General features: G+C 66.7%; 28 protein-coding genes. 12 read left to right on the forward strand and 16 right to left on the reverse strand.

The window, feature by feature from the left end; translation table 11 throughout:
- Positions 1-7 precede the first annotated feature (7 nt).
- The gene (locus tag ACIA48_RS02760; RefSeq protein ID WP_396727387.1) at positions 8-910 is read right to left on the reverse strand and encodes an STAS domain-containing protein; all 903 of its coding nucleotides are present in this window, start codon (positions 908-910) and stop codon (positions 8-10) included.
- Positions 911-1061: 151 nt separating this feature from the next.
- On the opposite strand from ACIA48_RS02760, the gene ACIA48_RS02765 reads away from it, so the two are divergent.
- The 5 genes from ACIA48_RS02765 to ACIA48_RS02785 all read left to right on the forward strand — a co-directional run bounded on the left by ACIA48_RS02765 (position 1062) and on the right by ACIA48_RS02785 (position 5385).
- Positions 1062-1415, forward strand: coding sequence for an STAS domain-containing protein (locus ACIA48_RS02765; RefSeq protein ID WP_396727389.1), 354 nt, complete (start codon positions 1062-1064; stop codon positions 1413-1415).
- Positions 1416-1528: 113 nt separating this feature from the next.
- Complete coding sequence (locus tag ACIA48_RS02770; protein ID WP_396727391.1) at positions 1529-1801, forward strand: hypothetical protein; 273 nt, start codon at positions 1529-1531, stop codon at positions 1799-1801.
- Between the two features lie 88 nt (positions 1802-1889).
- Positions 1890-3440, forward strand: coding sequence for a protease pro-enzyme activation domain-containing protein (locus ACIA48_RS02775; protein WP_396728461.1), 1551 nt, complete (start codon positions 1890-1892; stop codon positions 3438-3440).
- Positions 3437-4639, forward strand: a complete 1203-nt coding sequence (locus ACIA48_RS02780; RefSeq protein WP_396727393.1) for a zinc ribbon domain-containing protein — start codon at positions 3437-3439, stop codon at positions 4637-4639. Before ACIA48_RS02775 ends, ACIA48_RS02780 begins: the two co-directional genes overlap by 4 nt.
- On the forward strand, positions 4636-5385 hold the full coding sequence (locus ACIA48_RS02785; protein WP_396727395.1) for a hypothetical protein: 750 nt from the start codon (positions 4636-4638) through the stop codon (positions 5383-5385). The genes ACIA48_RS02780 and ACIA48_RS02785 overlap by 4 nt, the downstream gene beginning before the upstream one ends.
- Here the strand turns inward: ACIA48_RS02785 and ACIA48_RS02790 are convergent.
- Positions 5382-5600, reverse strand: coding sequence for a hypothetical protein (locus ACIA48_RS02790; RefSeq protein ID WP_396727396.1), 219 nt, complete (start codon positions 5598-5600; stop codon positions 5382-5384). The genes ACIA48_RS02785 and ACIA48_RS02790 overlap by 4 nt on opposite strands.
- Before the next feature lie 19 nt (positions 5601-5619).
- The gene (locus ACIA48_RS02795; protein WP_396728462.1) at positions 5620-6177 is read right to left on the reverse strand and encodes a sigma-70 family RNA polymerase sigma factor; all 558 of its coding nucleotides are present in this window, start codon (positions 6175-6177) and stop codon (positions 5620-5622) included.
- A gap of 195 nt (positions 6178-6372) precedes the next feature.
- Between ACIA48_RS02795 and ACIA48_RS02800 the strand changes: the two genes are divergently transcribed.
- The gene (locus ACIA48_RS02800) at positions 6373-6930 is read left to right on the forward strand and encodes a YdcF family protein (protein ID WP_396727397.1); all 558 of its coding nucleotides are present in this window, start codon (positions 6373-6375) and stop codon (positions 6928-6930) included.
- Position 6931: 1 nt separating this feature from the next.
- Here ACIA48_RS02800 and ACIA48_RS02805 read toward each other — a convergent pair whose 3' ends face one another.
- Complete coding sequence (locus ACIA48_RS02805; RefSeq protein WP_396727398.1) at positions 6932-9082, reverse strand: elongation factor G-like protein EF-G2; 2151 nt, start codon at positions 9080-9082, stop codon at positions 6932-6934.
- 102 nt (positions 9083-9184) lie between these two features.
- Complete coding sequence (locus tag ACIA48_RS02810) at positions 9185-9604, reverse strand: TIGR03668 family PPOX class F420-dependent oxidoreductase (RefSeq protein WP_396727400.1); 420 nt, start codon at positions 9602-9604, stop codon at positions 9185-9187.
- A gap of 51 nt (positions 9605-9655) precedes the next feature.
- Between ACIA48_RS02810 and ACIA48_RS02815 the strand changes: the two genes are divergently transcribed.
- A complete protein-coding gene (locus tag ACIA48_RS02815; protein WP_396727402.1) occupies positions 9656-10255 on the forward strand; it encodes a TetR/AcrR family transcriptional regulator in 600 nt (199 codons plus the stop codon).
- A gap of 108 nt (positions 10256-10363) precedes the next feature.
- Complete coding sequence (locus ACIA48_RS02820) at positions 10364-10618, forward strand: hypothetical protein (RefSeq protein WP_396727404.1); 255 nt, start codon at positions 10364-10366, stop codon at positions 10616-10618.
- A gap of 178 nt (positions 10619-10796) precedes the next feature.
- On the opposite strand, the gene ACIA48_RS02825 is transcribed toward ACIA48_RS02820, so the two are convergent.
- Positions 10797-11366: a hypothetical protein gene (locus tag ACIA48_RS02825; RefSeq protein WP_396727406.1), complete on the reverse strand. Its 570-nt coding sequence runs from the start codon at positions 11364-11366 to the stop codon at positions 10797-10799.
- Positions 11367-11547: 181 nt separating this feature from the next.
- Here ACIA48_RS02825 and ACIA48_RS02830 point away from each other — a divergent pair, with 181 nt between their 5' ends.
- Genes ACIA48_RS02830 through ACIA48_RS02845 form a run of 4 tightly spaced genes read left to right on the forward strand, consistent with a single transcriptional unit; the run spans position 11548 to position 15359 of the window.
- Complete coding sequence (locus ACIA48_RS02830) at positions 11548-12678, forward strand: ABC transporter substrate-binding protein (RefSeq protein ID WP_396727408.1); 1131 nt, start codon at positions 11548-11550, stop codon at positions 12676-12678.
- 1 nt (position 12679) lies between these two features.
- Positions 12680-13543 carry an ABC transporter permease gene (locus ACIA48_RS02835; RefSeq protein ID WP_396727410.1) on the forward strand — a complete coding sequence of 288 codons (864 nt, stop codon included), beginning with the start codon at positions 12680-12682 and terminating at the stop codon, positions 13541-13543.
- Positions 13540-14313 carry an ABC transporter permease gene (locus ACIA48_RS02840; protein WP_396727412.1) on the forward strand — a complete coding sequence of 258 codons (774 nt, stop codon included), beginning with the start codon at positions 13540-13542 and terminating at the stop codon, positions 14311-14313. The genes ACIA48_RS02835 and ACIA48_RS02840 overlap by 4 nt, the downstream gene beginning before the upstream one ends.
- Positions 14310-15359 carry an ABC transporter ATP-binding protein gene (locus tag ACIA48_RS02845; protein WP_396727414.1) on the forward strand — a complete coding sequence of 350 codons (1050 nt, stop codon included), beginning with the start codon at positions 14310-14312 and terminating at the stop codon, positions 15357-15359. The genes ACIA48_RS02840 and ACIA48_RS02845 overlap by 4 nt, the downstream gene beginning before the upstream one ends.
- Before the next feature lie 3 nt (positions 15360-15362).
- Here the strand turns inward: ACIA48_RS02845 and pyrE are convergent, their stop codons facing one another.
- The 10 genes from pyrE to ACIA48_RS02895 form a co-directional block, all read right to left on the reverse strand.
- Positions 15363-15932: an orotate phosphoribosyltransferase gene (gene pyrE / locus ACIA48_RS02850; protein ID WP_396727416.1), complete on the reverse strand. Its 570-nt coding sequence runs from the start codon at positions 15930-15932 to the stop codon at positions 15363-15365.
- 38 nt (positions 15933-15970) lie between these two features.
- The gene (locus ACIA48_RS02855) at positions 15971-16771 is read right to left on the reverse strand and encodes a HugZ family protein (RefSeq protein ID WP_396727418.1); all 801 of its coding nucleotides are present in this window, start codon (positions 16769-16771) and stop codon (positions 15971-15973) included.
- Positions 16772-16790: 19 nt separating this feature from the next.
- Positions 16791-17126 (reverse strand): YbaB/EbfC family nucleoid-associated protein, encoded by a 336-nt coding sequence (locus tag ACIA48_RS02860; protein ID WP_396727420.1) that lies wholly within the window; start codon positions 17124-17126, stop codon positions 16791-16793.
- Entirely contained in the window at positions 17123-18676 is a 1554-nt protein-coding gene (locus ACIA48_RS02865; RefSeq protein ID WP_396727422.1) for a hypothetical protein, read from the reverse strand. Before ACIA48_RS02865 ends, ACIA48_RS02860 begins: the two co-directional genes overlap by 4 nt.
- Before the next feature lie 3 nt (positions 18677-18679).
- Entirely contained in the window at positions 18680-20077 is a 1398-nt protein-coding gene (gene eccE, locus ACIA48_RS02870; RefSeq protein WP_396727424.1) for a type VII secretion protein EccE, read from the reverse strand.
- Entirely contained in the window at positions 20074-21420 is a 1347-nt protein-coding gene (gene mycP / locus ACIA48_RS02875) for a type VII secretion-associated serine protease mycosin (RefSeq protein ID WP_396727426.1), read from the reverse strand. Before mycP ends, eccE begins: the two co-directional genes overlap by 4 nt.
- Before the next feature lie 208 nt (positions 21421-21628).
- A complete protein-coding gene (locus ACIA48_RS02880) occupies positions 21629-21886 on the reverse strand; it encodes an HPr family phosphocarrier protein (RefSeq protein ID WP_396727428.1) in 258 nt (85 codons plus the stop codon).
- A 43-nt stretch (positions 21887-21929) separates the two neighbouring features.
- Positions 21930-23927: a fructose-specific PTS transporter subunit EIIC gene (locus tag ACIA48_RS02885; protein WP_396727430.1), complete on the reverse strand. Its 1998-nt coding sequence runs from the start codon at positions 23925-23927 to the stop codon at positions 21930-21932.
- Positions 23924-24910 carry a 1-phosphofructokinase family hexose kinase gene (locus ACIA48_RS02890; RefSeq protein ID WP_396727432.1) on the reverse strand — a complete coding sequence of 329 codons (987 nt, stop codon included), beginning with the start codon at positions 24908-24910 and terminating at the stop codon, positions 23924-23926. Before ACIA48_RS02890 ends, ACIA48_RS02885 begins: the two co-directional genes overlap by 4 nt.
- On the reverse strand, positions 24907-25674 hold the full coding sequence (locus ACIA48_RS02895) for a DeoR/GlpR family DNA-binding transcription regulator (RefSeq protein ID WP_396727434.1): 768 nt from the start codon (positions 25672-25674) through the stop codon (positions 24907-24909). Before ACIA48_RS02895 ends, ACIA48_RS02890 begins: the two co-directional genes overlap by 4 nt.
- Between the last annotated feature and the right edge of the window lie 10 nt (positions 25675-25684).

The following is a 25684-nucleotide window of genomic DNA, read 5'->3' on the forward strand; positions in this document are numbered from 1 at the left end:
GCCGGCGTTATCCGGGCTGCTCGCCGGTGCGGCTGACTTCGTAACCCAGCAGCCGCTCGGCCTCCTCAATGCCACCCTGCAGGTCGCCGACGGCGTTCATCTTCGACAGGTCGAGGCCGATGGTTACGAGTGTCAGCGCGATTTCCGACGACAGCCCGGTGATGATCACGCTGGCACCCATCAGGCCGGACGCGTCGACGGTCTGCACCAGGTGGTTGGCAACAGTGGAGTCGATGGTCGGCACACCGGTGATGTCGATGACGACCACCTTCGCGCGGTTGGCGCGGATGGCCCGCAGCAGCTGTTCGGTGACCTGGCGGGCGCGTTGACTGTCGAGGACGCCGATGATCGGCAGGATCAGCAGCTGCTCACGCACCTGGAGCACGGGCGTCGACAGTTCGCGGATCGCTTCCTGCTGCTGGCGGATGATGCGCTCGCGTTCCTGAACGAAGCCGACGGCCACCGTGTTGGCGATGCGGTTGGCGGCGGGTTCGTAGGCGTCGAGCACGCGGTTGAGCAGCTCGAAGTCCGTTTGGTACTTCTCGAACAACGAGCGCGCCAGCACGTCGCGCAGCAGCAGCACGATGCCGACGACTTCGTTGGTCTCGACACCACGCGGGATGATGCGCTCGGAGAGATCGCGTGCGTAATCCTGCAGCGCCTCCACGCTGCCTGTCTCCAGCACCTCGACGTAGCTGTCGTACACCGTGGTCGCCTCGGAGAAGATCTCCTCGGGCGACATCGCGGTCAGCAGTTCCGCTTCGGTGATCCTGCGCGCCCACTCCTCACGCAGCGCCGTGCGGTTCTGTCTGAGGTGCTCGACCAGTTGCGGTAACAAACCCTCTGTCGAGATGCCCGCGGTGACGCCGGCGCTGGATACGTCTGTCGGATGGGACGTCAGATCGGACATCGGATGCACTCTCCCCGGCTTCGACTGCTGTTTTGACCCTAGCCTGCGATTCTGGGGCCGAGGTGGGTAAGTGAGGATCTGCCGCACGGCTGCAACAGGCTAAGCTCGGCGCACCGCCGTGACCAGTTGCGGCGCTGACTTAAGGACGGACGTGCCCGCGAAGGATCCGATCACCACCTCGGTCAGCTACGACGACGACGTTGCTGTGCTTGCGGTCAGCGGCGAGATAGATCTGGCCACGATCCCGGCGTTCGAGGCGGCGATTACCGACGCGTTGGCACAGCGACCGAAGGCGTTGATCGTCGACCTCTCGGCGGTGGAGTTCCTTGCGTCGGCGGGTCTGCAGGCGTTGGTGGCCACCCACGAGAAGATCGGCGGCTCCGCAAAGTTCGCGGTTGTCGCCGACGGCCCGGCCACGAGCCGGCCGATCCAGTTAACGGGTTTGGACCAGATTTTGTCGCTCTCATTGTCTCTGGCCGAGGCGAGGGCTTCGGTCGCCGGGTAGCCGCGACCGCCAACCTGATTTCGAAGGGCGGCCTTCTCGGCGTTCGGCTAAAGTTTCGAATGCCGGTTTGATCTTGGTAGCTGGCACTAGTCGGGACAGTAAGGACTGTGAACATGAGGTCAGTTTTGGGTCGTCGCGTGGCGGCCATCGCCGGCGGCGCTGCGGTCACCGCGATGGTAGTGCTCACCGCATCGTGCTCCAGCAAAGAAGAAGCACCGAGCGAGACCACTGAGACCACCACCACGACGACGACCACGACGTCGGCCGCACCGGTGGAGCCGACCGAGAAGGCGCCGCGTCTCGAGCCCGGTGGCCCGAACCCGTTCTCCCCGTCGGTGATCGCACCGCCCGCGCCGACGGCCACGCATCCCCGCACCGGCAGCTAGCGCCGGCCGAACGGGCTGGCCCGCACGTACGCTGGCTGGAGTGAAAGCGCGGCAGATCGGCGTGCTGGCGTTGGTTGCCGCCAGCGTCATGGTGCTTGTTTCCGATCTGCGCCTCACGCCGTCGCGTCCCGCGACCGATGGCCGCGACACCATCGCCGGGCCGTATTCGTACTTGCTTGCCAGCTCCACCGACCTTGGACCGTCGCGCAACGACAATGCCCAACTGACCGTCGCGTTGCACGAGCCGGCGCGTCCTGACGGCGTTTTCGACTGGGCGCATGATCAGGGCCTGGACGTCAGGTGGAAACCGGGCCAGGCGTGGGCGGTGCTCGAGGGCACGGCGGAGAAGGTGGCCGACGCGTTCGACGTCGAGGTACACGACTACCGCGGAAAGCGCGGTCAGGTGTTCTACGCATCGCCGCAGCAGCCCGCGATTCCGGATGCGCTGACGCCCGAGGTCGCCGAGCTCGGCCGGATCCTGGGCTACCTGCCGCACCACACGTCGCGGACGCGGATGTTTCCGCTCGACGTGCCGGACAAGGGCCTGAAGCCCAGCGCGCTGTTGAACACCTACAACGCGTCGCAGTTGGCTGCCGACGGCTACACGGGTGAGGGCACCACCATCGTGTTTTTCGCCTTCGATGGCTTCGACCAGTCTGACCTCGACCAGTTCGCGACCACGTACGGTCTGCCGCAGTTCACGCCGGAGGTCGTCGGCGGCGAGCTCGACGACCCGCGTGGCGAGACGACGATGGACCTTGAGGTGGCCCACGCAGTCGCACCGGGTGCGCGCAAGGTCGTGTTCAGTGCCCGTCAGACGGTTTCTGGCGACGGGACGTTCGAGAAGATCGGCGAGATGTTCGCCGAAGCCGACCGACGGTATCCCGGTGCGATCTGGAGCTTTTCGATCGGCTGGGGATGCGACAAGTTGATCACCGCGGCTGACCTTGCGCCGGCGCGGGCCGCACTCGCGGCGGCGCAGGCAAGGGGTACGACGGCGTTCAACGCCAGCGGAGACCTCGCAGGACTGGAATGCAAGGGCGGCGACGACTGGTCGTCCCCGCCCGGTGACGCCGATATCGGGCTGGACTCCCTGGCGTCATTACCTGAGATGGTCGATGTCGGCGGGACGACGTTGTCGACCCAGAGTGACGGCAGGTGGCTCGCCGAACAGGCCTGGTTCGACGTGCCGCTGACCGTGGGTACCGGCGGTGGGGTGTCGAACCTGTTCGAGCGCCCGGAATGGCAGCGCGGCGTGATGCCGGACACCGATCCCGAGCGCAGGCTCACCCCCGATGTCGCTGCGGTGGCCGACCCGTTCACCGGTGTGCGCATCATCTTCAAGGGGACCGAACTGGTCGGGGGCGGCACGTCGCAGTCCGCGCCGATCTGGGCGGGGCTGGCAGCGGTGATGAACCAGTACCTGCTTGCCAACGGCGGCAGGCTGATCGGTGACTTCAACCCGCTGCTCTACCGGATCGCCGAGGGCGCGCCGCTGCCTGCCTTCCGTGACGTGACGCTCGGCGGCAACGTCGTGGCCGATGCTGGTCCCGGCTACGACCTCGTGACCGGTCTCGGCACACCCGATGTCGACAACCTCGTGCGCAATCTGCTGATCCTCCAAGAGGCGGCCGAATGACAACTCCTGACGATTCCGTCCCGACGACGGAGTGCCGGATCTGCAACACGGACGTTCCCGCCGGCGAGTACTGCGGACTGTGCGGATGCCATCTGGAGCCGCGGGCCGGTGAAGGCCCGGACTGGCTGCGCATCAAGAACTTCGGGGCGGCACCGAACGAGCACCTGCTGCAGATGTCGTTGGCCAGCTCGCTGTTTCCGCAGCTGGCGCAGCGATCCCGCACCGCGTTCCGGCTCGGCCTGGCCCTGTTGTTGGTGTGCCTCGTCGCATTCACCCTGCTGCGGCTGCCCGCCGCACTGATCACCGTCGGCACATTGGGCCTTCCCATGCTGTATCTGATCTACCTTCGCGAGTCAGATGCCTTCCGCGACTTTCCCATTGGCACTCTGGTGCTGACAGCGGTGCTCGGCATTGCATTCGGCGTGGGTTGGGTGTTGCTGACGGGTGCGATGGTCGCCAGCACCTATGAGGTCGGGCTCGGATCGGCAATGGCGGGCATGCGGATGTTGCGCGTGGGTATCGGCATCCCGCTCGGTGGTGTGGTCCTGATGCTGTTGCCTGCGGTGATCGTCAGGGTGCTACGCCCGTCCTCACGAGAAGCGTTGGACGGCTTCCGGATCGGCATGCTGGGCGCGTTCGCATTCATGGCAGCTGCGGCGATGACGAGGTCGGTTCCGCAGTTCAGCACCGGTGCGATCAGCAAACGCCCCATGGAGAGCCTGCTCGTCGAGGCGGGCATCAGGGGTATCGCCATACCGTTGATCACGGCGGCCGCAGGCGGATTGATTGGTGCGGCACTGTGGTTCACCCGCCCGGCAAGCAAGCAGAACCAGCACCCCGGCATGGTTCGGCTGGTTCTTGTCGCGCTCGCCACCGCGATACTTGGCGTCTATCTGAGCCTGGGTCTGATCGACGTGGCTCGCGTCCCGCAGCTGCTGATGCTCGTCGCCTACCTGGCGCTGGCCATTGTCGCGATGCTGGTTCTGCGGGTCGGTCTGCACTTGGCGCTGCTGCACGAGAAACACGACGAGATCCAGTCGGATGAGCCGCTGCTGTGCACGCATTGCGGGCACGTGGTGCCGGATATGGCCTTCTGCCCTGCATGCGGGGTGGCGACGCGGGCGTCGTCGCGCTCGTCACGACGGGCACGCCGCGACGCACGGCCGGTGCGCGAGGCGGCCAGGCCGGAGGAGCCGTGACATCCTCGCCGGCGCCCTCAACCGACAAGCCGAGTTTCTTTCCCGGATATGCGGTTCCGCGCGGTGTGTATGAGGCCGATCCGCCGCGTCGTACCTCGCGCAGCCGGTTGTTGCTGACGTGGTTCGCCGCCATCGCCGTCGTCGCGTTCTCACTCGTCGGGCTGTCGGCGATGATCAGCAAGCCTCCTGTGCGCTACATGTGCCCGCCGGAGTGCGGCAGCCCGCCCACGGGCACACCGGTGGCCATCAATCCGCGCTTCACCGCAGCGGACGGCACGTTCTCGGTGTCGCATCCCGCGCCGAGTTCGGCCTACCGCATCACCACCGAGCCGAACAAAGTGATCGCCGAGTTTCTCGGCGGTGACGGCGGCAGCATGCAGTTCTTCAGCGTGCCGGTCGCCAACCGCTCACCCGAGCAGATCGCGAAAGAACTGGTGAGCAAGCGATTTCCCGATACCCGCACCGCCTATGAGATTCCCAACGCGATGGTGGGCTACCAATCCGGGTACGGAGAGATCGTCGATTGGTGGCCGCAGGGAGCCAACAGCAACTACATGAGAATGCGGGTGCTGATCATGGTCGCCATCAAGAACGACGTCGCACTCGTCGCGTCGGCGGTCGGGCCATACCGCGAATTCGGACCCGACTTCGGGTTCGGCAAGCCGTCCGGCGCGAACACCCAAATCGCCTTGGATATGGGCAAATACGTCAACAGCTTCAGCTGGCAGGGCGATCCACCGCGCTAGTGGGTCGCTGCCGCCGTGCGATGGGACGCCACTGTCCCGTGGTGCGGTGCGGCACCGGCGAACATGAACTGCCACGCCGCCACCAGTGCGACGACTCCGAGGACCAGCGTTGTGGCCAGGTGCGCGAGCAGCTGCCTGGCGGTCGTGGCATTCAGGACCGAACGCGGGTGCACGGAACGTTCGGCGAACGGACGGTCGAATCGTGTTGCGCTCAAGAGCAATCCTCTGGCAGCCCTACGCCGCCTGGTCCAGGGTGTACCCCCTGGCTTTGGCAACGTCGGCCAGCAAGCCGCGCAGCCGATGCCGCGCACGGTGCACGCGCGTCATCACGGTCCCGGCGGGCGCCTCGGTGATCTCGGCGATCTCGTTGATACGCATTCCGACCACGTCGGCGTAGTACAGGGCGGTGCGCAGTTTTTCGGGTAGCTGACGCATCGCGGTCTGGATGTCGTCATCACCGAGGAGGTCGAGGACCTCGTCCTCAGCCGACTTCAGCCCGCCGGAGGAGTGACGGGCCTCGGCCACCAACTGTCCGTCGGTGAACTCATCGGTCAGCCACTGGGCTGGGCGGCGTTGTTGCTTGCGGTACGAACTGATGTGGCTGTTGAGCAGAATCCGGTACAGCCAGCCACCCAGATTCGTGCCGTCGCGGAAGCCGTGGAAACCGGCGAACGCTTTGGCCGCGGTCTCCTGAAGTAGGTCCTCTGCATCGGCGGGGTCGCGCGTCAACTTCAGCGCGTGACGGTAGAAATCGTGGATCAGCGGTATGGCGTCCCGCTCGAAGCGGGCCATGAGCAGCGCATCGTTTTCAGGCACGTATGGGACTTTTCCGCGCGGACGAAGCGGTGTCTGCACAGCTGGCACCCATCCGAGGTGGGAAAATGGGAATGCCGGACTACCGGTTAACCCCCATAGCGGGCAGCTAACGCCCAATATTGAGAGGTGGTGCCGGTAGGCCGTCGGCGACGCGTCAGACGAAACGTTGCAATGTTCCTGGCGCTGTTCCTGGCTGGCGTCATCAGCCTTGTTGTCGACATTGCGACGTTCGGCGGGCAGTCCGACGTGACTTCGGCCGATGCCGCCATCGTCCTCGGCGCGGCCGTCGACGACGATGTTCCGTCGCCGGTGTTCGAGGAGCGACTTCGGCACGCGGCCGAGTTGTTGAAATCGGGGCAGGTCGATTGGATCGTCTTGACGGGCGGCGTGGGCCAGGGCGATACGCTCGCCGAATCCGAGGCCGGGCGCGACTGGTTGATCGGCGCGGGCATTCCGGCGGACCGTCTGCTCATCGAGACGCAATCGCGCACTACCAAGCAGAATTTCGTCTTTGCTCTGCCGCTGTTTACCGACCGTGATATCGAGCGAGTGCTCATCGTCAGCGATCCGCTGCACATGCGCCGCGCTACACATTTGGCTGCGGACTTGGGGATCGACGCGCACCCTTCGCCGACACCAACCAGCCGCTTCCGGACCCTTCACTCCCAGATTCCGATGCTGCTGCGCGAGACGTACCACACCCTGCTCTACTACGTGACGCGCCAGTGAGTTACCCGGAGGCTCGAACCTTGGCGGCGGCCTGCTCGGGCATCGGCTCATAGCGGGCGAATGATCGCGTGAAGGATCCGGCGCCGTGTGCGAGGGAACGCAGGTCGATCGCGTACCTGGTCAACTCCACTTCGGGTATTTCGGCTTTGACGACGGTTCGGTCCTCGCCGACCTTGTCGGTGCCGACCACGCGTCCGCGCCGGCCGGCCAGGTCGCTCATCACGGCGCCGACGAAATCGTCGGGCACCACGACCGAGACTTCGTCGACCGGTTCGAGCAGGTTCACCTTCGTGGCCGATGCGGCCTCGCGCAGTGCCAGCCCTCCTGCCATCTGGAACGCGAAGTCGGACGAGTCGACGCTGTGCGCCTTGCCGTCGAACAACGTCACCCTGATGTCGACGACCGGATAGCCGGAGCCCGCGCCGTTGAGGAGGCCCTTCTCCATCTGCGCGCGGACGCCCTTCTCCACGCTCGGAATGAATTGCCGCGGAACGGAACCGCCGACCACCTTGTCGATGAACTCGAACCCTGACCCTTCCGGAAGCGGTTCCACCTCGATGTCACAGACCGCAAACTGACCGTGGCCGCCGGATTGCTTGACGTGACGCCCATGTCCTTTGGCCTTGCCGCTCAGGGTTTCTCGTAGTGGCACGCGCAGCTCGACGGTGTCGACGGCGACGCCGTAGCGCCGTGCCAGCGCGTCGAGCACGACGCCGGAATGCGCCTCACCCATCGTCCACAAGACAATCTGATGCGTCTCGGGGTTCTGCTCGATGCGCAGTGTCGGATCCTCGGCCGCCAGCCTTTGCAACCCGACCGCGAGCTTGTCTTCATCCGTCTTGGCGTGCGGCGCAATGGCCATCGGCAGCAACGGTTCCGGCATGGTCCAGGGTTTGAGCACCAACGGCTCGGACTTCGCCGACAGCGTGTCGCCGGTCTCGGCGCGCGACAGCCGGCCGATGGCGCAGATGTCACCCGCGACCACCGACGGGGCGGGCCGCTGCTGCTTGCCGAGCGGGAAGGACAGGCTGCCGATGCGCTCGTCCTCGTCATGGTCGGCGTGGCCGGCGCCGTAGAACGACGAGAAGTGACCGGACACATGCACTGTCGCGTCAGGGGAGATGGTTCCTGAGAACACCCGAACCAGGCTGACGCGACCCACGTACGGATCCGAGGTGGTCTTGACGACCTCGGCGAGCAGCGGACCGGCCGGATCGCACGGCAGGCTGTTGCGGGTCTTGCCCTGCGGGGTGAACACCTCGGGGAGCTGGTGTTCGGGAGGCGAGGGGAACCCGCTGGTGATGACCTCCAGCAGTTCGAGGGTGCCGACGCCGGTGGTGCTGCACACGGGGACCACTGGGAAGAACGATCCACGCGCGATGGCCTTCTCGAGGTCGTCGATCAGCACCGACTGGTCGATTTCCTCGCCGCCGAGGTACCGCTCCATGAGCGTCTCGTCCTCGGATTCCTCGATGATTCCCTCGATCAGACTGCCGCGCATGTCCTCGATCGCGTCACCGTAGGACGCGTCGGGTTCATGGGACGCGGTGCGCTTGCCGTCGGCGTACTCGAAGTGAGTCTGGGAGAGCAGGCCGATCAGACCGGTGCAGGGGGAGTCCGCGGGCAGGTAGAGAGGGAGCACCTTATCGCCGAACGCCTGTTGCGCTGCCGTCAGCGCGTTCTCGTAGTTCGCACGGGCATGGTCGAGTTTCGTGATGAGGACCGCCCGCGGCATGCTGACCTGACTGCACTCCAGCCACAGCGACTTGGTCGGTTCGTCGATCTCCTCGTTCGAGGCGATGACGAACAGCGCGCAATCGGCGGCTCGAAGCCCGGCGCGCAGCTCGCCGACGAAGTCGGCGTAGCCCGGTGTGTCGATCAAATTGACCTTGACGCCGTCGTGTTGCAGCGATGCCAGCGCAAGACCGACCGAGCGTTGCTGGGAGATCTCGGCCTCATCGCAATCGCAGACAGTGGTTCCGTCGACGACCGATCCCGGTCTGTTGAGCACTCCGGCGGCGACCAGTAGCGCCTCGACGAGGGTTGTCTTGCCGCCACCCGATGGGCCCACCAGCACCACGTTGCGGATGGCGGCCGGACTGTCCGCGGTGGGGGCAGCTCCGGCCGCCGAACTTGTCGTCTTGTCGGCCATGACGGTTCCCTCTCCCGGGAAGCGGCTTTGCCCCCCATCGGGTCTGTTGATCCACAATTCTCCGAACAGACACCGAGCACAAGGGATTCACACAATCCGGGGTCAGGCGCGCCACCCCGCCCATCGGTCGACGGCGATGGTCACGACGGGACCATCCAGCGCAAGTCGTTGGTACTGAACGTATTTGCGGCGCAGCAAGGCATAGCCGGAGGCCATCTCGTCGCCGCTCTGATGGATCTCGGCGACGCCGTCGGCGCGCACCCACCACAGCTGAGTCCAGTCGTCGTCGTAATGGTCGACGAGAATGCTCACCCGGGGGTTGGCCTCGATGTTCGCCAGTCGCTGCAGTCGTTTGGTGGACTTACGTTTCGCGTCGACGGCGGTGTACACGACAGGTGGGTCACGATCGGTGTTGACCGCGAACACCACCGGCACCACGTGTGGCGCGCCATCGGATCCAACCGTGGCGAGCATCGCGACCGACGACTGCGCGAACAGGGCCGGAGCGTCGATTTCGGCCATGGATCCAGACTAAGCACTCCAAGAGCGCGCGGGTGGCCGATAGTGATACGCGTGAGTGCCGACGCCGAGGATGCTCAGCCGCGCAGCCCCGGCCGGCCCCGCAGCGAGCAATCGCGCGTCGCGGTGCTGCGGGCGACCTCGGAGTTGCTGCACGAGGTCGGGCTGCGCGCGATGACCACCGAAGCGATCTCCATTCGCAGCGGTGCCAGCAAGGCGACCATCTACAAGTGGTGGCCCAACAAGCACGCGGTGGCAGTCGAGGCGTTCTTGACCGAGATGATGGCCGAGTCGCCCGATCCGGATACGGGGTCCGCGCGCGAGGACTTCCGCCGGGTGATCCGTGGGCTCGCGCATTTCTACACTGGTGTCAGCGGCCAGGTCTTTGCCCAGCTCATCGGCGAGGCGCAGTTCGATCCGTTGGTGCAGGCCGAACTGCACACCCACCTGGTCGCGCCGCGGCGGGCGCTGATGAAAACGATCTGGGCGCGGGGAGTCGCACACGGCGAACTGCGGCCCGATGTCGACCCCGAGGCGGCGATCGACCAGTTGATCGGGCCCATGCTGTACCGCCTGCTGCTCGCTCACGCACCGCTGGACGACGCGTCTGTCGATGCCATCGTCGATGGAGCGATGCGCGGCTTCGCCGTCTGACGAGTGTGGCGTAGACCACAGCTGATTTCTGGACTGATCCGGCCGGTCGGCCGCGTTCCATCTAGTGAAACTGAACGTACAGTTTCGAAATATTGTGAGGAGGATGCAGTGAAGAAATTCATTGCGACGCTTGGGATGGCGGCCGCTGCTGGAGCCATTGTGCTCGCCCCGGTCGCCGCTGCGGCGCCCACGGGCACATCGACCACGAACACCGGCGGTGCGACGGTCGTCGAATCGCCAGGCAATGCACAGGTGACCGCGCAGCCGGGCGCCGCTGCGGTGCAGGCCGGCCAGCTCCAATACCCGTTCTTCGGGTACGGGGTTCCCGGCATCGCGTTCCATCACCGCGGGCATCAGCGCTGATCGTGGCGGCACATCAGGCGGGAGACGAAAGTCTCCCGCCTGTTTCTGTTGTCAGCGCGGCAGTCGGCGAGTCCCGCGCGTCACGCAGCGCCACCTTTCGCAGGCAAAGTGCGAGTAGGCGTCTGCAGAACGTCGACCGTTGAGACGCGTGAAATCCACGAGCACCTGCGGGCGTCTGTCAGCGCGGTCCTCGCGGCTGCGGCGCGACGCTGATGGGCGATCGCGTGACCGGTGTGCGCGTCACCCCGATCTCGGGGGGGCGGGTGTTGCGCGGTGCCGGGTTCTGCGGCCGCAGGGTTTCCGCCGGGCCGGGGTCGATGGGCTCGGCCGACGTCTCCGTCGGTGGCGGCGGCACCGCGCGGCTGGTCGCGCGTTCGGTCGACACCTCCGTCGTGGCCGAGGGCTCGACGGGCGTGGTGTCGGTGTCCTCGGCGGGACCGGGACTACGGACGAACAACAGAACCGCGGACACCACCAGCGCCGCCGCCGCGGTCCCGGCGACGATCCATACGGTCAGCGCCTGCCTGCGGCGGTACCAGGGCGCGGGGGCGGGTTCGAAATACCAGGAGTCCGCGTCGAAGGCATCGAACGTCCCTGGTTCGTGGACGTGAAGCGTCGGTTCGTAGTGCTCGTCCGGTACCGGCTCCAGCAGCGCGTCGTCGCCGTCCGAGACCTCGGCTTCCGAAGGTGCTTCGGGCAGGTCGCCGATCAGGTAATCGAAGTCCCCCGAGGCTTCGCGTTCCGCCACATACCGATGTTATCCCTGTTACCTGCGCATATGTGCGACAACCGAAGTCGTGTGAACATCACCACGATGCGGCGTGGTCACGGTAGGGTCGAGCGCCGCATATGCAATCGTTTCACGCCGCGTCGCACGGACGTCATCTTCACGCCACTGCGCCGCTTCCCGGCCATCGGAAGGTTCGGCAATGAAGTCCTCACGCCTCATGGCGGCCGCGGCCGCATCGGTCCTGCTGTTCACCGGCCTCATCGGCTGCGCACCCCCGGAGAAGAACAACGCAGAAGAGCGGACCGAATCCGGAGTGAACGCCCGTGAGGCCACGTCGGCCGAGGACTTCGGCGGGATAGACGGCCTCGTCGAGGCCGCGAAGAAGGAGGGCGAACTGAATGTCATTGCGCTGCCCCCTACTTGGGCCAATTACAGTGAAATCATCAAGGCGTTCTCCGACAAGTACGGCATCAAGGTGAACTCGGCACAGCCCGATGCGTCAAGCCAGGAGGAGATCAACGCCGCCAACCAGCAGCGGGGTCGCAGCACCGCGCCGGACGTGTTCGACCTCGGCCAGTCGGTGGCGCTCGCGAATACCTCGATGTTCGCGCCGTACAAGGTGGCCGAGTGGGACGACATCCCGATGGCGTACAAGCACGGCGACGGAGCTTGGGTAAACGATTACGGCGGCTACATGTCGATCGGCTTCGACTCCGCCAAGGTGCCGCCTGTCACTTCCGTCAACGATCTTCTCAAGCCCGAATACAACGGAAAGGTCGCGCTCAACGGCGATCCGACCCAGGCCGGCGCGGCGTTCTCCGGCGTGTTGATGGTCGCACTGTCGCAGGGCGGTTCCGCCGACGACATCGCGCCGGGTGTCGAGTTCTTCCGCAAGCTCAACGAGGCGGGCAACTTCCTGCCGGTGGACCCGACCCCGGCGACCATCGAGTCCGGCCAGACCCCGGTGGTCATCGACTGGAATTACCTGAACGCGGTTGAGACGAAGAAGTTGCCCTCATGGCAGGTGCTCGTTCCGCCGGATAACGCCGTCGCGGGTTATTACTACCAGGCGATCAACTCCGACGCCCCGCATCCCGCGGCCGCGCGGCTCTGGCAGGAATTCCTGTTCAGCGACGAAGGCCAGAACCTTTACGCGGCAGGCGGTGTGCGTCCGGTACGTGCGGACAACATGATGGCCGACGGCTCGCTGGACCAGGCGGTCGCGGCGTCGATCCCGGTGATCGACGGCCCGGTCACCGTGCCGAGCCCTGAGCAGACCGACAAGGCCACCGCCTACCTCGCTGACAACTGGGCAAGAGCGATCGGCTGACGTGCCGGACGGAACCCGACGACGGAATCGACTGACAGAAGCACTGCCGCTGCTGCCGTTCCTCGCTGTCGTCGTGGTGTTTCTGGTGATCCCGACGGTCACGGTGATCGTCAACGCGTTCATCGTGGACGGCGGGTTGTCGCTGTCCCGCATCAGTGCGCTGTTCTCGCCGACGGCGCTCGGGGCGCTGGGGTCCAGCGTGCTGCTATCGGCCAGCACAGCGATCATCGGTGCGGTACTCGGGGCGGCGTTGGCGTGGCTGATCGTGAGCAGCCCGCCATCGTCGCTGGTGCGTCGGGCGGTGATCTCGCTATGCAGTGTGCTGGCCCAGTTCGGCGGTGTGGCACTGGCTTTCGCGTTCCTGGCAACGATTGGTATCAACGGTGTGCTGACTGCGTGGGTGCAGCAGGCCTTCGGCTGGAACCTGTCCGGGTCGGGGTGGTTGTACAGCCTCGCCGGGCTGGTGCTGGTGTACACGTACTTCCAGATCCCGCTGATGGTGATCGTGTTCCTGCCCGCGCTCGAAGGACTTCGCGAGCAATGGCGTGAAGCCGCCCTCAGTCTCGGCGCATCGCGGTGGCAGTACTTCCGCGAGGTGGTCGTACCGCTGTTGACTCCGGCGTTCCTCGGATCGACATTGTTGTTGTTCGCCAACGCATTCGCCGCGTACGCGACCGCAGCCGCGTTGGTGAGCCAGGGCAGCCCGATCGTGCCGTTGCTCATCCGCTCCGCACTGACCAGCGAGGTGGTGCTCGGCCAGTCCGGGTTCGCCTACGCGCTCGCGCTCGAGATGATTGTCGTCGTCGCGGCGGTGATGGCGGCCTACAACGTGTTGGTGCGGCGCTCCGCGCGGTGGTTGCGATGAAACACGTAGTGCGCGCCGCTCTCTGGGTGGTTTTCGGTCTGTTCTTCCTGTTCCCGTTGTACGCCATGGCCGACTTCTCCACCCGCAAGCTCATCGAGGGTGGCCGCACGTGGCAGGCCTGGATCAACCTGGTCACCGACGACGCGCTGTACCAGGCGATCCTGGTCTCGCTGCTGCTGGCCGCGTTCACCGTCGTTGCGACGCTGGTGATCCTGGTTCCGACGATGATTTGGGTTCGGCTGCGCGCGCCGTGGGCAAGGGGCGCTGTGGAGTTCCTGTGCCTATTGCCTTTGACGGTTCCCGCGTTGGTGATCGTGGTCGGCCTGCGCAATGTGTACCTGTGGGTGGCGTACTTCCTCGGGGAATCGCCGCTGACGCTGACGTTCGTCTACGTGGTGCTGGTGCTGCCGTTCGCCTACCGGGCGCTCGATGCGGCGCTGTCGTCGATCGATCTCCAGACCCTCACCGAGGCGGCACGATCGCTCGGTGCAGGATGGGGCACGACGATCCTGCGGGTCGTGGTGCCCAACATCTGGTCAGGAATCCTTTCTGCCGCATTCATTTCGATCGCCGTCGTGCTCGGCGAATACACGATCGCGTCGCTGTCCGGATTCGAGACACTGCAGGTTCAGATCGTGGCGATCGGTAAGACCGACGGCCCGACGTCGGTGGCCGCCTCGCTGGCGGTGCTGTTGTTCGGCTTCTTCCTGTTGCTCGTGCTGTCACTGGTGACGCGGGGGCGCAGGCGAGTCCCAGGAGTGACCGCATGAACGCGAAAACACAAAGTACTGCCGTCGATCTGACCGACCTGACGCGGATCTACGGTGACGTCAAGGCCCTCGATGGGCTCAGCCTGCACATCGAACCCGGGGAACTTGTTGCGCTGCTTGGACCTTCGGGCTGTGGCAAGACCACCGCGTTGCGTATCCTCGCGGGACTCGACGATGCCACGTCGGGCACGGTATCGGTCGGCGGTCGCGACGTCAGCCGCGTCCCCGCCAACAAGCGCGACATGGGCATGGTGTTCCAGGCGTACAGCCTCTTCCCGCATCTGACCGTGCTCGACAACGTCGCATTCGGGCTGAAGATGCGCGGTAAGGACAAGCGCGAGAGGATTTCTCGGGCCGCTGACATGCTGGACCTGGTCGGGCTCGGCGCGCACAAGGCGAAGTACGCACACGAGTTGTCGGGCGGACAGCAGCAGCGGGTCGCGTTGGCGCGTGCACTGGCGATCCAGCCGCGGGTGCTGCTGCTCGACGAGCCCCTGTCGGCACTGGACGCCAAGGTCCGCGCACAGCTGCGCGACGAGATCCGCCGCGTGCAGCTCGACGTCGGCATCACCACACTGTTCGTCACCCACGATCAGGAGGAGGCGCTCGCCGTCGCCGACCGCGTCGGAGTGATGAGTCAGGGCAGGCTCGAACAACTTGCGGCGCCCGCCGACCTGTACGCGAACCCCGCGACACCGTTCGTCGCGGAGTTCGTAGGGCTGAACAACAAAGTGCCCGTGCGTGTCTCGGGTGGTCGAGCGCGGCTGTTCGGCACCGAAGTGGCGACGCTGCCCGGCTCGATCACGTCGGGCTCCGGGCTGGCGATGGTGCGTCCGGAGGCTGTCACCGTGACCGCCGGCCCTTCGGGTACGGCGAAGGTCAGCTCGATTGCGTTTCTCGGGCCGATCTCGCGGCTCTACATCGAGATGCCCGACGGCTCAGTGCTCAACGCTCAGATATCGGGCGCGGCCGCCAGGGCGCTCGCGCCCGGCGATCCGGTGACCGTCGGCGTCGAGCCTGGCGATGTGCTGGTGGTCGCCGCCTAGCGCTCAGACGTCCTTGACGGGCTCGATGCCGAGGTCGCGGTACGTCACGAGTGCGGCGAACGGGACGCCGCGCTTCGCGAAACGTCTGGTTGCCACGTCTCCGCGGTCGACCATCGGGATCACGCCGGCGACGACTGCGCCCGCGGCAACGACACGTTCCAGTGCGATCTCGGTGGAGCCGCCCGTGCTGATCACGTCGTCGACGAGCAGAACCCGGGTGCCGGGTTCGAGCCGCGTCCCCTCGATCCACTGCTCGCGGCCGCGCGCCTTCTGTTCCTTGCGCACGGAGAACCACCTCTTACCGGTGACCATCGCGACGCCGATGGAGATCGAGTCGGCGCCCATGGTGAGGCCGCCGACGGCGTCGTACTCGATCCCGTTCGACGCCGCCAGATCGGCGATGGCACGGCTGACGATGGTCAGGCGTTCCCCGTTGTCGATGGCGTGCTTGCCGTCGATGTAGTCGTGGCTGAGCTGGCCGCTGGCCAACTTGAAGGGTTCTTCACGATGCTCGTAACCGCGGGTGCGGATCAGCTCGAACGCTGCCGGCCAGGTTTCGGGGCGGTCTGCCATGTGGCGATCGTATTTCAAGCCATCGGCGAGCCGATAATTTAGTCCCGGCGTGCGCGACGCGCCAGCTCGACCGTCGCCGAACGTAATTGGTCGTACGAGTCGATGGGTGTGGCGTAACCGATCCGGGTGTAGGCGATTCCTCGATCGGTCGTCACCCGAAGATCAAGCCCGTAGCGGTCGGCACCGGTGCAGGTCGCGGCAGTGGTGTCCGGATAGCCGCCCAGCGCCTTGGCCATGGCGGTGAGCGAGTCCGCGTGGTCGGCGTTCAGATGGGCGATCGCTCCCGCGGAGTTCGGCTGGACCGGGTCCGGTGTGGCGGCGGCGTGCTCCTCGCCGGTGGTGGACTCCATACGGCCGTAGCCGCCGACCCAGCGCACCCGATGCACCCGCAGGACCCAGAGCGTGAAGTCGCTGTAGTCGATGTAGTACTTGGCCGCTGCAACGGCGGACAGATGTGCGTCGCGGGCTGCGGCCAGCTCGTCGTCGGCAGGCCTCTCCACGACTCCGGCGAGCGTCACGCGGCCACTGGCCAGCGGATCGGACTCCGCACTCGGCGCGACGATCGCGATGCTGGCCCTGGGATCGCCAACGAGATTACGGCCGTGCTCGGCGAGGTTGGAGACGCACAAAACCGGTGCGCCGCCGAGCAATCCGTACGTCACGTACGACGCCCACGGATCACCGGCGTCGGTCAATGTGGCAAGTGTGCCGGTGTTCGTCGAGCCCGCGATCGTGCGGGATTCCTCCGCGGCGGACGGGCGCGTCGAATTTGCCACGGCAGTGAGTGGGGGAGGGACCGAGGGGGCATCGCCCGGGTCACCGTGATCGCGATTCGGCACGGTCGAACGATACTCGCGCTCAGTCGTCCTGCAGGCCGGCCGTGATGTCCGCGACCACCGCGTCGATACGGTCCCTGTCGAGTTCGATCGACGTGGTCGCGGCGTCCGTGGCCTTCTCCAGGGCCTCGTTGAGTCGTTGCTCGACCGTCGGGGCGCCCAACCGCAGCAGACCGTCGGCGATGAACGTCCCGGTGAGGTGGTGGTGACCGTTGAGGGTCACCTCGACCGTTTCGGCGTCATCGGTGGCGGTGAACGTCTCGTTCTTCATCTTGTGCAGCTGCTCATCCATCAGTGACTGCAGGCGTTCTGCCTGCCGCAGCACCGCGGCCACGTCGGGATGCATCTCGTCGGTCACTCGTCGTCGTCCTGCTCGTCGTCGTCGCGCTCGACCTGCCTGCCCTCGTGCACCTCTCTGCGGCGGCGATTGCCGACGACGCCTTCGGTCCACGGGCGGTCCTCAACGTACAGATCCTCGTCGGGCGCCGTGCGCGGATCGCGACGCTTTTCCTTACCCTGCTGTGCGCCCTGCGCGCCGTGCATGGGCGCCATGCCGCCCATCCCGCCTGCCATGCCACCCGCGGCGGCGGCCGCGGCGGGCGCTGACCCAGCGGACACCGGCATGGGTGGCGCGGGTGCGACGGTTTCAGCCGACACCGCGGGCGACAGCGGCGCCGTCCCCGCGCCACCGCCTCCGGCCCCACCGCCTGAGCCACCGTTTCCCGAGCCTGCCGCCGGACGCAGGCTGGGATCGGTAGGCGTCCTTGGCGTACTCGTCGGCGACCCACCGTTTTCTGATCCGCCGGGGGTGCCAGTGGAACCGGCGCCGCCCGAAGGCGATCCACCGCCGGCGGATGATCCGCCGCCGGAGCCGCCACCCTGCCCGGCACCCGATTGCGGCTGCGAGGTCCCCATCGACTCGCCCATCTTCTGGGCCATGGCCGCCGGATCGCCGGTGGGCTGATCGACTCCGCCACCACCGCCTTGCCCGCCGCCGGGGCCGGTGGGGGTGAAGCTGTCTGCCGGTTTGAATGGTGGATCCGCCGGGCGGACGGGCACGAACGTCGCGTCGCCGGCGTACTGCTGGCGCACCTCGTCGGAAAGTTTCTGGAGCTCTTCCATCCGCCTGGCGATCTGGTCGATTTCCCGCCGCGCCTGGCCGCCGTCGGTCCCCGGAACTTTGGCGAGCTCTACCAGCGCTGGCATTCGTGCTTCCAGCTGCATGTACTCCTGGTAGATGGGCTCGTGCGCGCTCTTCGCCTTGTCGTGTGCCGCCACGATTTTCGCGGCAGCCTCGCCAAGGTCGTGCCACGCGTCCGAGAGTTGATTCAGCCAGTTGCCGAACGTCGTCATCCGCGCGTAGGCCGCGTCAGCGGCGTCGCCTTCCCAATCGCCGGGCGGCGGTTTCGGCTTGTTGTTCTTGACGCGGTTGGTCGCCGCCAACCAGTACAGCATCGCGTTCTTCAGCGACGCGCCCGTGTCGGGTGCCGACAGGTCAGCCTGGGTCTTTATCACCGTGCTGTATCCGCTGGCATCAAGCAGCCGCGGAGTGCCTGCGGGACCGGGGATTTCGGGCGGCGGTGTCTGCGGGGACGGAACGCTGATGGTGTCGATGGCGGCGGTGCGTTCCGGGTTGTCGAGCGCGTTGCCGTAGTCGTCATCGACCTTTTGGTAGGCGGCCGCGGCGATTTCCAGCATCTCGGCGATGCGCTGGTTCTCGACCTTCGCCCACTCCTCAAAATCTTTGAGGGACTGCGCGTTCTGATTGAGGTTGGCAATCGCGTCGTTCGTGGAGGGCACAGCGTCGGGCGGTATGACGGCATCCTCAGCGGGGTTGTGCCAGTTCTGACCCTTCATCTCGGCGGCTTGGCTGGTGAGCGCACCGGGATTCACCCGCTGGACCGTCATCCCTTAGCCCTCCAGCGCCATCTGGTAGCGGCTTTCTTCACGGGGGTTGATCAACCGTATCGGTAGCTGGCGATGGCGGGGTGTCTGGATGAAGTTGTCACGCAACACAACTCGTCCGATACCGGGGTGCGGACCGAGATAGGTTGTCGCGTTCGGCCAAGCGACCTTGGCCTCCTGGCCGATGTGGCCGTTGACGGAGGCGGCGAAATCCGCGAACTGAGGAAGCAGGGTGACCACCGCACCGGCGGCGGCCGATCGCACGACGAACTGGGTGAACAATCGCGCGTCGCCCAGGTTGATGCTCACGTCGACGTCGTCGAACGGCATGTACACCGGATAGCGGTCGGCGGTCTCGCCGACGAGCACCCCGGCGGATCCGACGGGCAGTTCATAGTGCCGGTCGTTGACGGGGCTGATGCCGAGCAACGCGGCCCGCTGCCCGCCGAACAGGCACGAAAACCCGCGCGGGGTGGACGGATTCGCCAGGGTGGTCAACAGCACCGTAGAGGTGGGAGCCTCACCCGGTCGCACGCGGACCCGCGTGATGGTGTGATCGGCGCGCGCGGACCACCACACGTCAGGACCGCCGGGGGCGGTGTACGCGGAGGTGAAGGTGCTGCGTCCCTTGATCGTCGACCACGTCTCACGCTCGAAGCTGATCTCGGTGGCGCGGTCGAGGTCGTCGAAGCTGCGGCTCGGCTGCGCGTCAATACCGTTGCTGGCCAACTGATCTGCGATCCGAGTCACGGATGCCACCAGGTAGCGTGCCAGTCCCGCGACGCCGGACTCGCGCCGCTGTGACGACTTGCGCGTGTGCTCCGGATCGGCGCGCAACACGATCCAGGTGCGCCGATTGGCCGGCGCGGGGTAGGGCCCGACCACCTGCTCGTACAACGCGACCAGAGCCGAGGGCGCGGTCTTACCAACGCGATAGCCCGCCGACACCACGTCGGCCTCGAGATCGGGACAGTGCGCCGCCACCAGCCGCTCTACGAGCCGGGTGTCGACGACGTCGTCAGTGAAGGACTCTCCGTTGACGATGACCGTGGGCGTGAACGGCCGCGGAACGAGTTCCATCGCCGCGATCAGGTAGCCGTCCTGCCAGCGGACCGCGACATGGTCGCCGGGCATGACGGTCGCGCCGACCGCGGGTTCGGACGGCCGGTCGGGAACGTTGCGGTGGCGTCGCCGCCACGCGAATACCGCCGCGATCCAGCCGGTGATCCTTCGCCCACGAATTGTCAATACCGCTGCGAGAGCGATGATCACCGCCAGCGTGATTCCCAGCCAGAGCAGGTCGAGCTGGATGAACAGGATGATGCTCGCCGGAATCAGCACTGCCGCCCAGATGGCGTGGCCGGTCGTCACGCGCAGCCCGAACACGGATGTGAAGCTGCTCATCGGCGCCTCAGCGCGCGCCGAGCCAGGGCCCCCAGACCGAGCGCCAGCGCAAGGCCGACACCGATCACGACGACAGCGGTGATCGGTCCCCGGTCCGGGGGCGGGATGTACACCGGCGGTGGAACCTCTTTGACTTGATAGGGCACTTGCTGCGGCCCGGCGGGGACGTCCCACGTCAATGCGGCCACCGGATCGATGACGCCCGCACCGACGTAGTTGTCGACGCCGCCGCCCGGATGCCGCGCGGTGGCGGTGATCCTGTTCATGATCTGAGCCGGTGTCAGCACGGGGAAGCGCTGTTTGAGCAGCGCAGCCAGCCCGGACACATAGGCGGCCGCGAACGAGGTGCCGCTGATCGGAATCGGTCCGTCCTGACCCGTCAGCGCATTGACCGGCCGACCGTCATAGCCCAGCGCCACCAGATTCTCGGCAGGGGCCGCGGCACCGACCCACGGACCCGACATCGAGAACGTACTCGGCTGACCGTTCTGGGCGACGCCTCCGACGGTGAGCACCAGCGGCGAATACCACGCCGGACTGACGATCGTCTGCACCTGCTTCCACCCGCGCGGGTCCGCGGGTATCGACGGATCGGGTGGCGGGTTCTGGCTGCAGTCCTGGCCGGTGTTGCCGGCCGCGACGATGATGACCGCACCCTTGACGTTGACCGCGTAGTTGATCGCGGCGCCCAGACCGGCCTCGTCGATCAGCCTGGTGACCTTGTAACAGGCCGCCTCGCTGATGTTGATGACCTGCGCGCCCATGTTGGCCGCGTGGACGACGGCACGGGCCAGACTGCGCAGGGAGCCGGCCGTCTGCGTCGAGTTCGGGTCATTGGGGTCGGTGCGCGCGCCGACGGTTTGAAAGGCTTCCGAGGTCTGCCGCAGTGACAGGATGCGGGCGTCAGGAGCGACCCCGATGAACCCGTCCGTCGGCGCAGGCCGGCCCGCGATGATCGAGGCGGTCAGCGTTCCGTGGGAATCGCAATCCGACATTCCGTTGCCGGCCTGATCGACGAAGTCGCCGCCGGGCTCGGCGGGTACGCGCGGGGAGCCGTTGACCCCGGTGTCGATGACGGCGACAGTTATCCCCGCACCGGTTGCGAACTTCTGCGCCTCAGCCAGGCGCAAGTAGTCGTTCGCCCAGGGCTTGTCGGCGAAATTCGCGTTCGGAAATGCCGTCGGCGCCGAACAGACTCGGCGCTGTTCCATCGGCTGATCGGGGCCGGTCTGGTCGGGCGGCATGGCCGCCGCGTCGATTTTCGGCGGCTCGATAGCCGCTGCCGGGGGAGCGCTGCACAGTGCCAGCACCAGCACCACCAGCAGGACACCAAATCGGTGCACTCGTTACACACCTCCCCCGATTCTCGACCAGGTGGCAGTATGCCGGTGCGCCCACAGCAAACCCTCTACGGGCCCCCGGGCAGCGCAAATTATCACGTCAAGCGAACTGCCTGATTGCACGCAGCCAATCTTAAGGGGCGGCGAAGGGGGTCAGGTTCGCAAACTTGGGCGGGGGTACGTGAGGGGCCTCACGTACGAGTCGGGCGCCCTAGGCGTCCAAGTCCTGCTGTACCAGTCCAGCGACGGTGGCGAGCACGTCCGCGTCGTCACACTCGACGGTCACCTCAGCGCCGTTGCCGGCACCCAGCGTCATGATCATCAACGCCGAACCTGCGTCGACGGGCTCGCCGCCGTCCATCGAGAGGGTGACGGGCACTCCGGCATTGACCACTTCCTCGGCGATGATGGCCGCGGGGCGGGCGTGCAGACCGATGGCGGAGCCGACGGTGACGGTCTTGGTGGGCATGGGCGATCTCCTTTGTTGGTGGGGTGTGACTTCAGTGGCTGCATCAAGCGGCCGCGAGCGCGGGTGCGTCTGCGGTTTCTGAGCGGGGCTTGGCGAACTGCTTGGCGGCGATGACGGCGAGTGCGCCCGCCACGGTGCCGGCGGCGAGGGCGACGAGGAACCAGAGCAGGTTTCCGATCGCGAAGAAGACGAAGATCCCGCCGTGCGGTGCCTTGAGCGTGACGTCGAAGGCCATGATCAAGGCGCCGGTGATGGCGCCCCCGAACATCATCGACGGGATCACCCGAAGCGGGTCGGCCGCGGCGAACGGAATTGCGCCCTCCGAGATGAACGATGCGCCCAGAAGCCAAGCGGCCCTGCCGTTCTCCCGTTCCGGCTCGGTGAACATCTTGGGTCGAACCGTGGAGGCCAGGGCCATCGCCAGCGGTGGGACCATGCCTGCGGCCATCACCGCGGCCATGATTCGAAGCGACGCCGGGTCGGCGACATTGAGGCCTGCCGTGGCGAACGCATATGCCGCCTTGTTGACCGGGCCGCCCAGGTCGAAGCACATCATCAGGCCGAGGATGACGCCGAGGATGATGACGGAGCTGCCGGTCATGCCGCCGAGCCAGTTGGTCAGACCCGAGGTGATCGCGGCGAGCGGCCGGCCGAGCAACATGAACATCAACAGGCCGACGGCCAACGACGCGAACAGCGGGATGATCACGACCGGCATCAATCCTCTCAGCCAGCGCGGTGCGTCGATGCGGCTGATCCACAGCGCCGTGAAGCCCGCGATCAAGCCGCCGACGATGCCGCCGATGAAGCCACCGCCGACGAACACGGCGACGGCGCCTGCGGTGAACCCGGGGGCGATACCCGGGCGGTCGGCGATCGCGAACGAGATGTAGCCGGCCAATGCGGGCACCAGGAACGAGAAGGCCAGTCCGCCAAGGGTGAACAGCACGGCTCCGAGGTACTGCGCGAAGCCGCCGGGCGGCAGGTTCGTCAGCGAGTTGTTCAGCGCGATGTCTTTGCCGGTGTCGGCGATCTCGTAACCGGCGAAGAGGAAGCCGAGTGCGATCAGCAGGCCGCCTGCGGCGACGAACGGAATCATGTAGCTCACACCGGTGAGCAGGATCTGACGCGTGCGGGTGCCCCAACCGACGCCGCCGGCCGGCGCGGCGCTGCTGGGCGCTGATGGGCCGGTACCGCCGTCCACGCGCGCCGCGTCCGGATTGTCCGCGGCCGCAAGGGCTTCGGCGACCATCTTGGCGGGCTCGTTGATCGCTCTTTTGACACCGGATGCGACGACGGGCTTACCCGCGAAGCGGTGCTTGTCCTTGACGCCGACATCGGTGGCGAAGATGACGGCGTCGGCCGACGCGATCGTTCCCGCGTCGAGCGGAGTGCTGCCCGAGGACCCCTGCGTCTCGACGTGCAGCGTGACCCCCGCCTCCTTGGCTGCGGCGGCCAGTGAGTCGGCGGCCATGTAGGTGTGCGCGATACCTGTGGGGCAAGCGGTGACCGCGAGCAGCGTCCTGGCCTTGGTGGGAGTGGATTCCTTTGCGGGAGCGGGCTTGTCGGGGTTCAGCACACCGTCGACGAGCGCGACCACTTCGTCGGGTGTGGCCGCTTGACGCAGCGACTCCACGAAGTCCTTGCGGACCAGGGCACGCGCAAGGCTGGACAGCAGCTTCATGTGCTCGGCGCCGCCGGACTCCGGGGCCGCAATCAGGAAGGCCAGGTCGGCGGGTCCGTCGGGTGCGCCGAAATCGACGGGTGGGTCGAGCCGCGCGAAGCCGATCGACGCGGTGTCGACGTGGGGCGAGCGGCAGTGCGGGATGGCGATACCGCCGGGAAGTCCGGTCGCCGACTGCTCCTCACGTGCCAGCGCCGCGGCGAACAAGCCCTCGGCGTCCGACGAGCGCCCGGTGTCGGCGAGGCGCTGGACGAGCCCGCGGATCACCGCGTTCTTAGCGCCGCCCGCGGCGCCGTCTACGTCCATATCGAGCAGGACCAGATCGGAGTTGATGATCGAGACGTTGGAGCTGGTCATGGCATTACTTTCGGATCGTTGGCGGGGGCTACTGGGGTGACAGGGACGGCAACGAGGTCAAGATCGGCGGGCCGTGGCTGAGCCGATCCGGGCAGCGCGGCTGCGGCGCTGCCGTAGGCGACCGCCATACGCAGTCGCTCCGGCGGTGTTGCGCCGCCGACCTCGGCCCTGAGGTATCCGGCGAGGGCGGCGTCGCCGGCGCCGACAGTGCTGCGCGGTGTGATGGGCGGCGGGGTGGCGAACCAGCCGCCGTTGTCGTCGACGAGGACGGCGCCCGCGGCGCCCAGGGTGGCGAGCACAGCGCCGACGCCGCGGTCGATCAGCTGTCGGGCGGCCGAGATCACGGGCTCCGGATCACCCTTGGCGACAGCGGCTTCCAACGCGAAAGGGGAGAGGCCCAGCAGGCCGGCGAGTTCTTCGGCGTTGGGTTTGATGAGGTCGGGAGCTGCCAGCTGGAACGACTGGACGAGCGCCGTCAATGGACCCTCGGAGGTGTCGACGGCGACCCGGCATTCGAACGCGGCGAGCCGTGCCACGACGTCGGCGTACCAGTCGTCGGGGACTCCGGGCGGGAGAGAACCCGACAACACCACCCAGGACGCGGAGTCCGCGGCAGCAACCACCGACTGGGTGAGCGCGTCGACGGCTACCTCGTCGAGAGCAGCCCCGGGTTCGTTGAGTTTGGTTGTGGTCCCGTCCTTTTCGGTGACCGCGGTGTTGATCCGCACCGGCGTATCGGTGGAGACGCAACGAAACGGCACCGCGGCGGCATGCAGGGCGCTGATCAACGGATCGGCCGTGGGCGCGGGCAGCAGCGCGACGGCTTCCACACAGGCCGAGGTCAGGGCGCGCGCGACGTTGACACCCTTACCGCCGGCCTCGGTGGTGACCGAGGTGACCCGGTGCACGCTGCCGCGTGTCAGCGGTGTGGTGAGGGTGACCGTGCGGTCGATGCTCGGGTTGGGCGTGACGGTGACGATCATGCGACCACCACCTCGACACCGTGGTCGGTGAACTGCGTGCGATAGGTGTCGGTGATCTCGGAGTCGGTGATCAGGGTGTCGACGCTGGACAGGGGTGCGAAGCTGACGAAGTCCTCGCGCCCGATCTTGGAGGAGTCCGCCACCGCCACTACATAATTCGCCGCGCTCACCATTGCGCGTTTCACCGCTGCCTCGTCACTGTCCGGGGTGGACAGCCCGTGGCGGACGCTGATGCCGTTGGTTCCGATGAACGCCATGTCCACGCGCAACGTGTCCAGCACCCGCAGTGTCTGTTCGCCAACCGCGGCCTGGGTGACGCCACGCACCCTGCCGCCGAGCAGTTGCAGCGAGATCGACGGCATCGCGGCCAGGCGCGCGGCGACCGGTACCGAGTTGGTCACCACGACGAGCTCGCGATCGGTGGGCAGATGGGCGGCGATGCGTGCCGTGGTGGTACCCGCGTCGAGCAGCACGGTGGAACCGTCCTGCGGGAGGAGTTCGGCGGCCGCCGCCGCGATGGCGTCCTTGTGCTCGGCCCTGGTCGCCTCGCGCTCGCCCACGCCGGTCTCGACGAGGTGGAGTGCGCGCACGGGAACGGCGCCGCCATGCACTCGTCGCAGCACCCCGGCCTTCTCCAGCGCGGCGAGGTCGCGGCGCACCGTCTCGGTGGTGACGTCGTAGGCCTGCGCCAATTCGGCGACCGAGGCGCGGCCGTGGGCAATCACCAGTGAGGCGATCGCTTGCTGGCGCTCTTCGGCGTACATCTGGCTCCGT

Source organism: Mycobacterium sp. NPDC051804 (assembly GCF_044452905.1).
In the GTDB taxonomy this organism is placed as follows: domain Bacteria; phylum Actinomycetota; class Actinomycetes; order Mycobacteriales; family Mycobacteriaceae; genus Mycobacterium.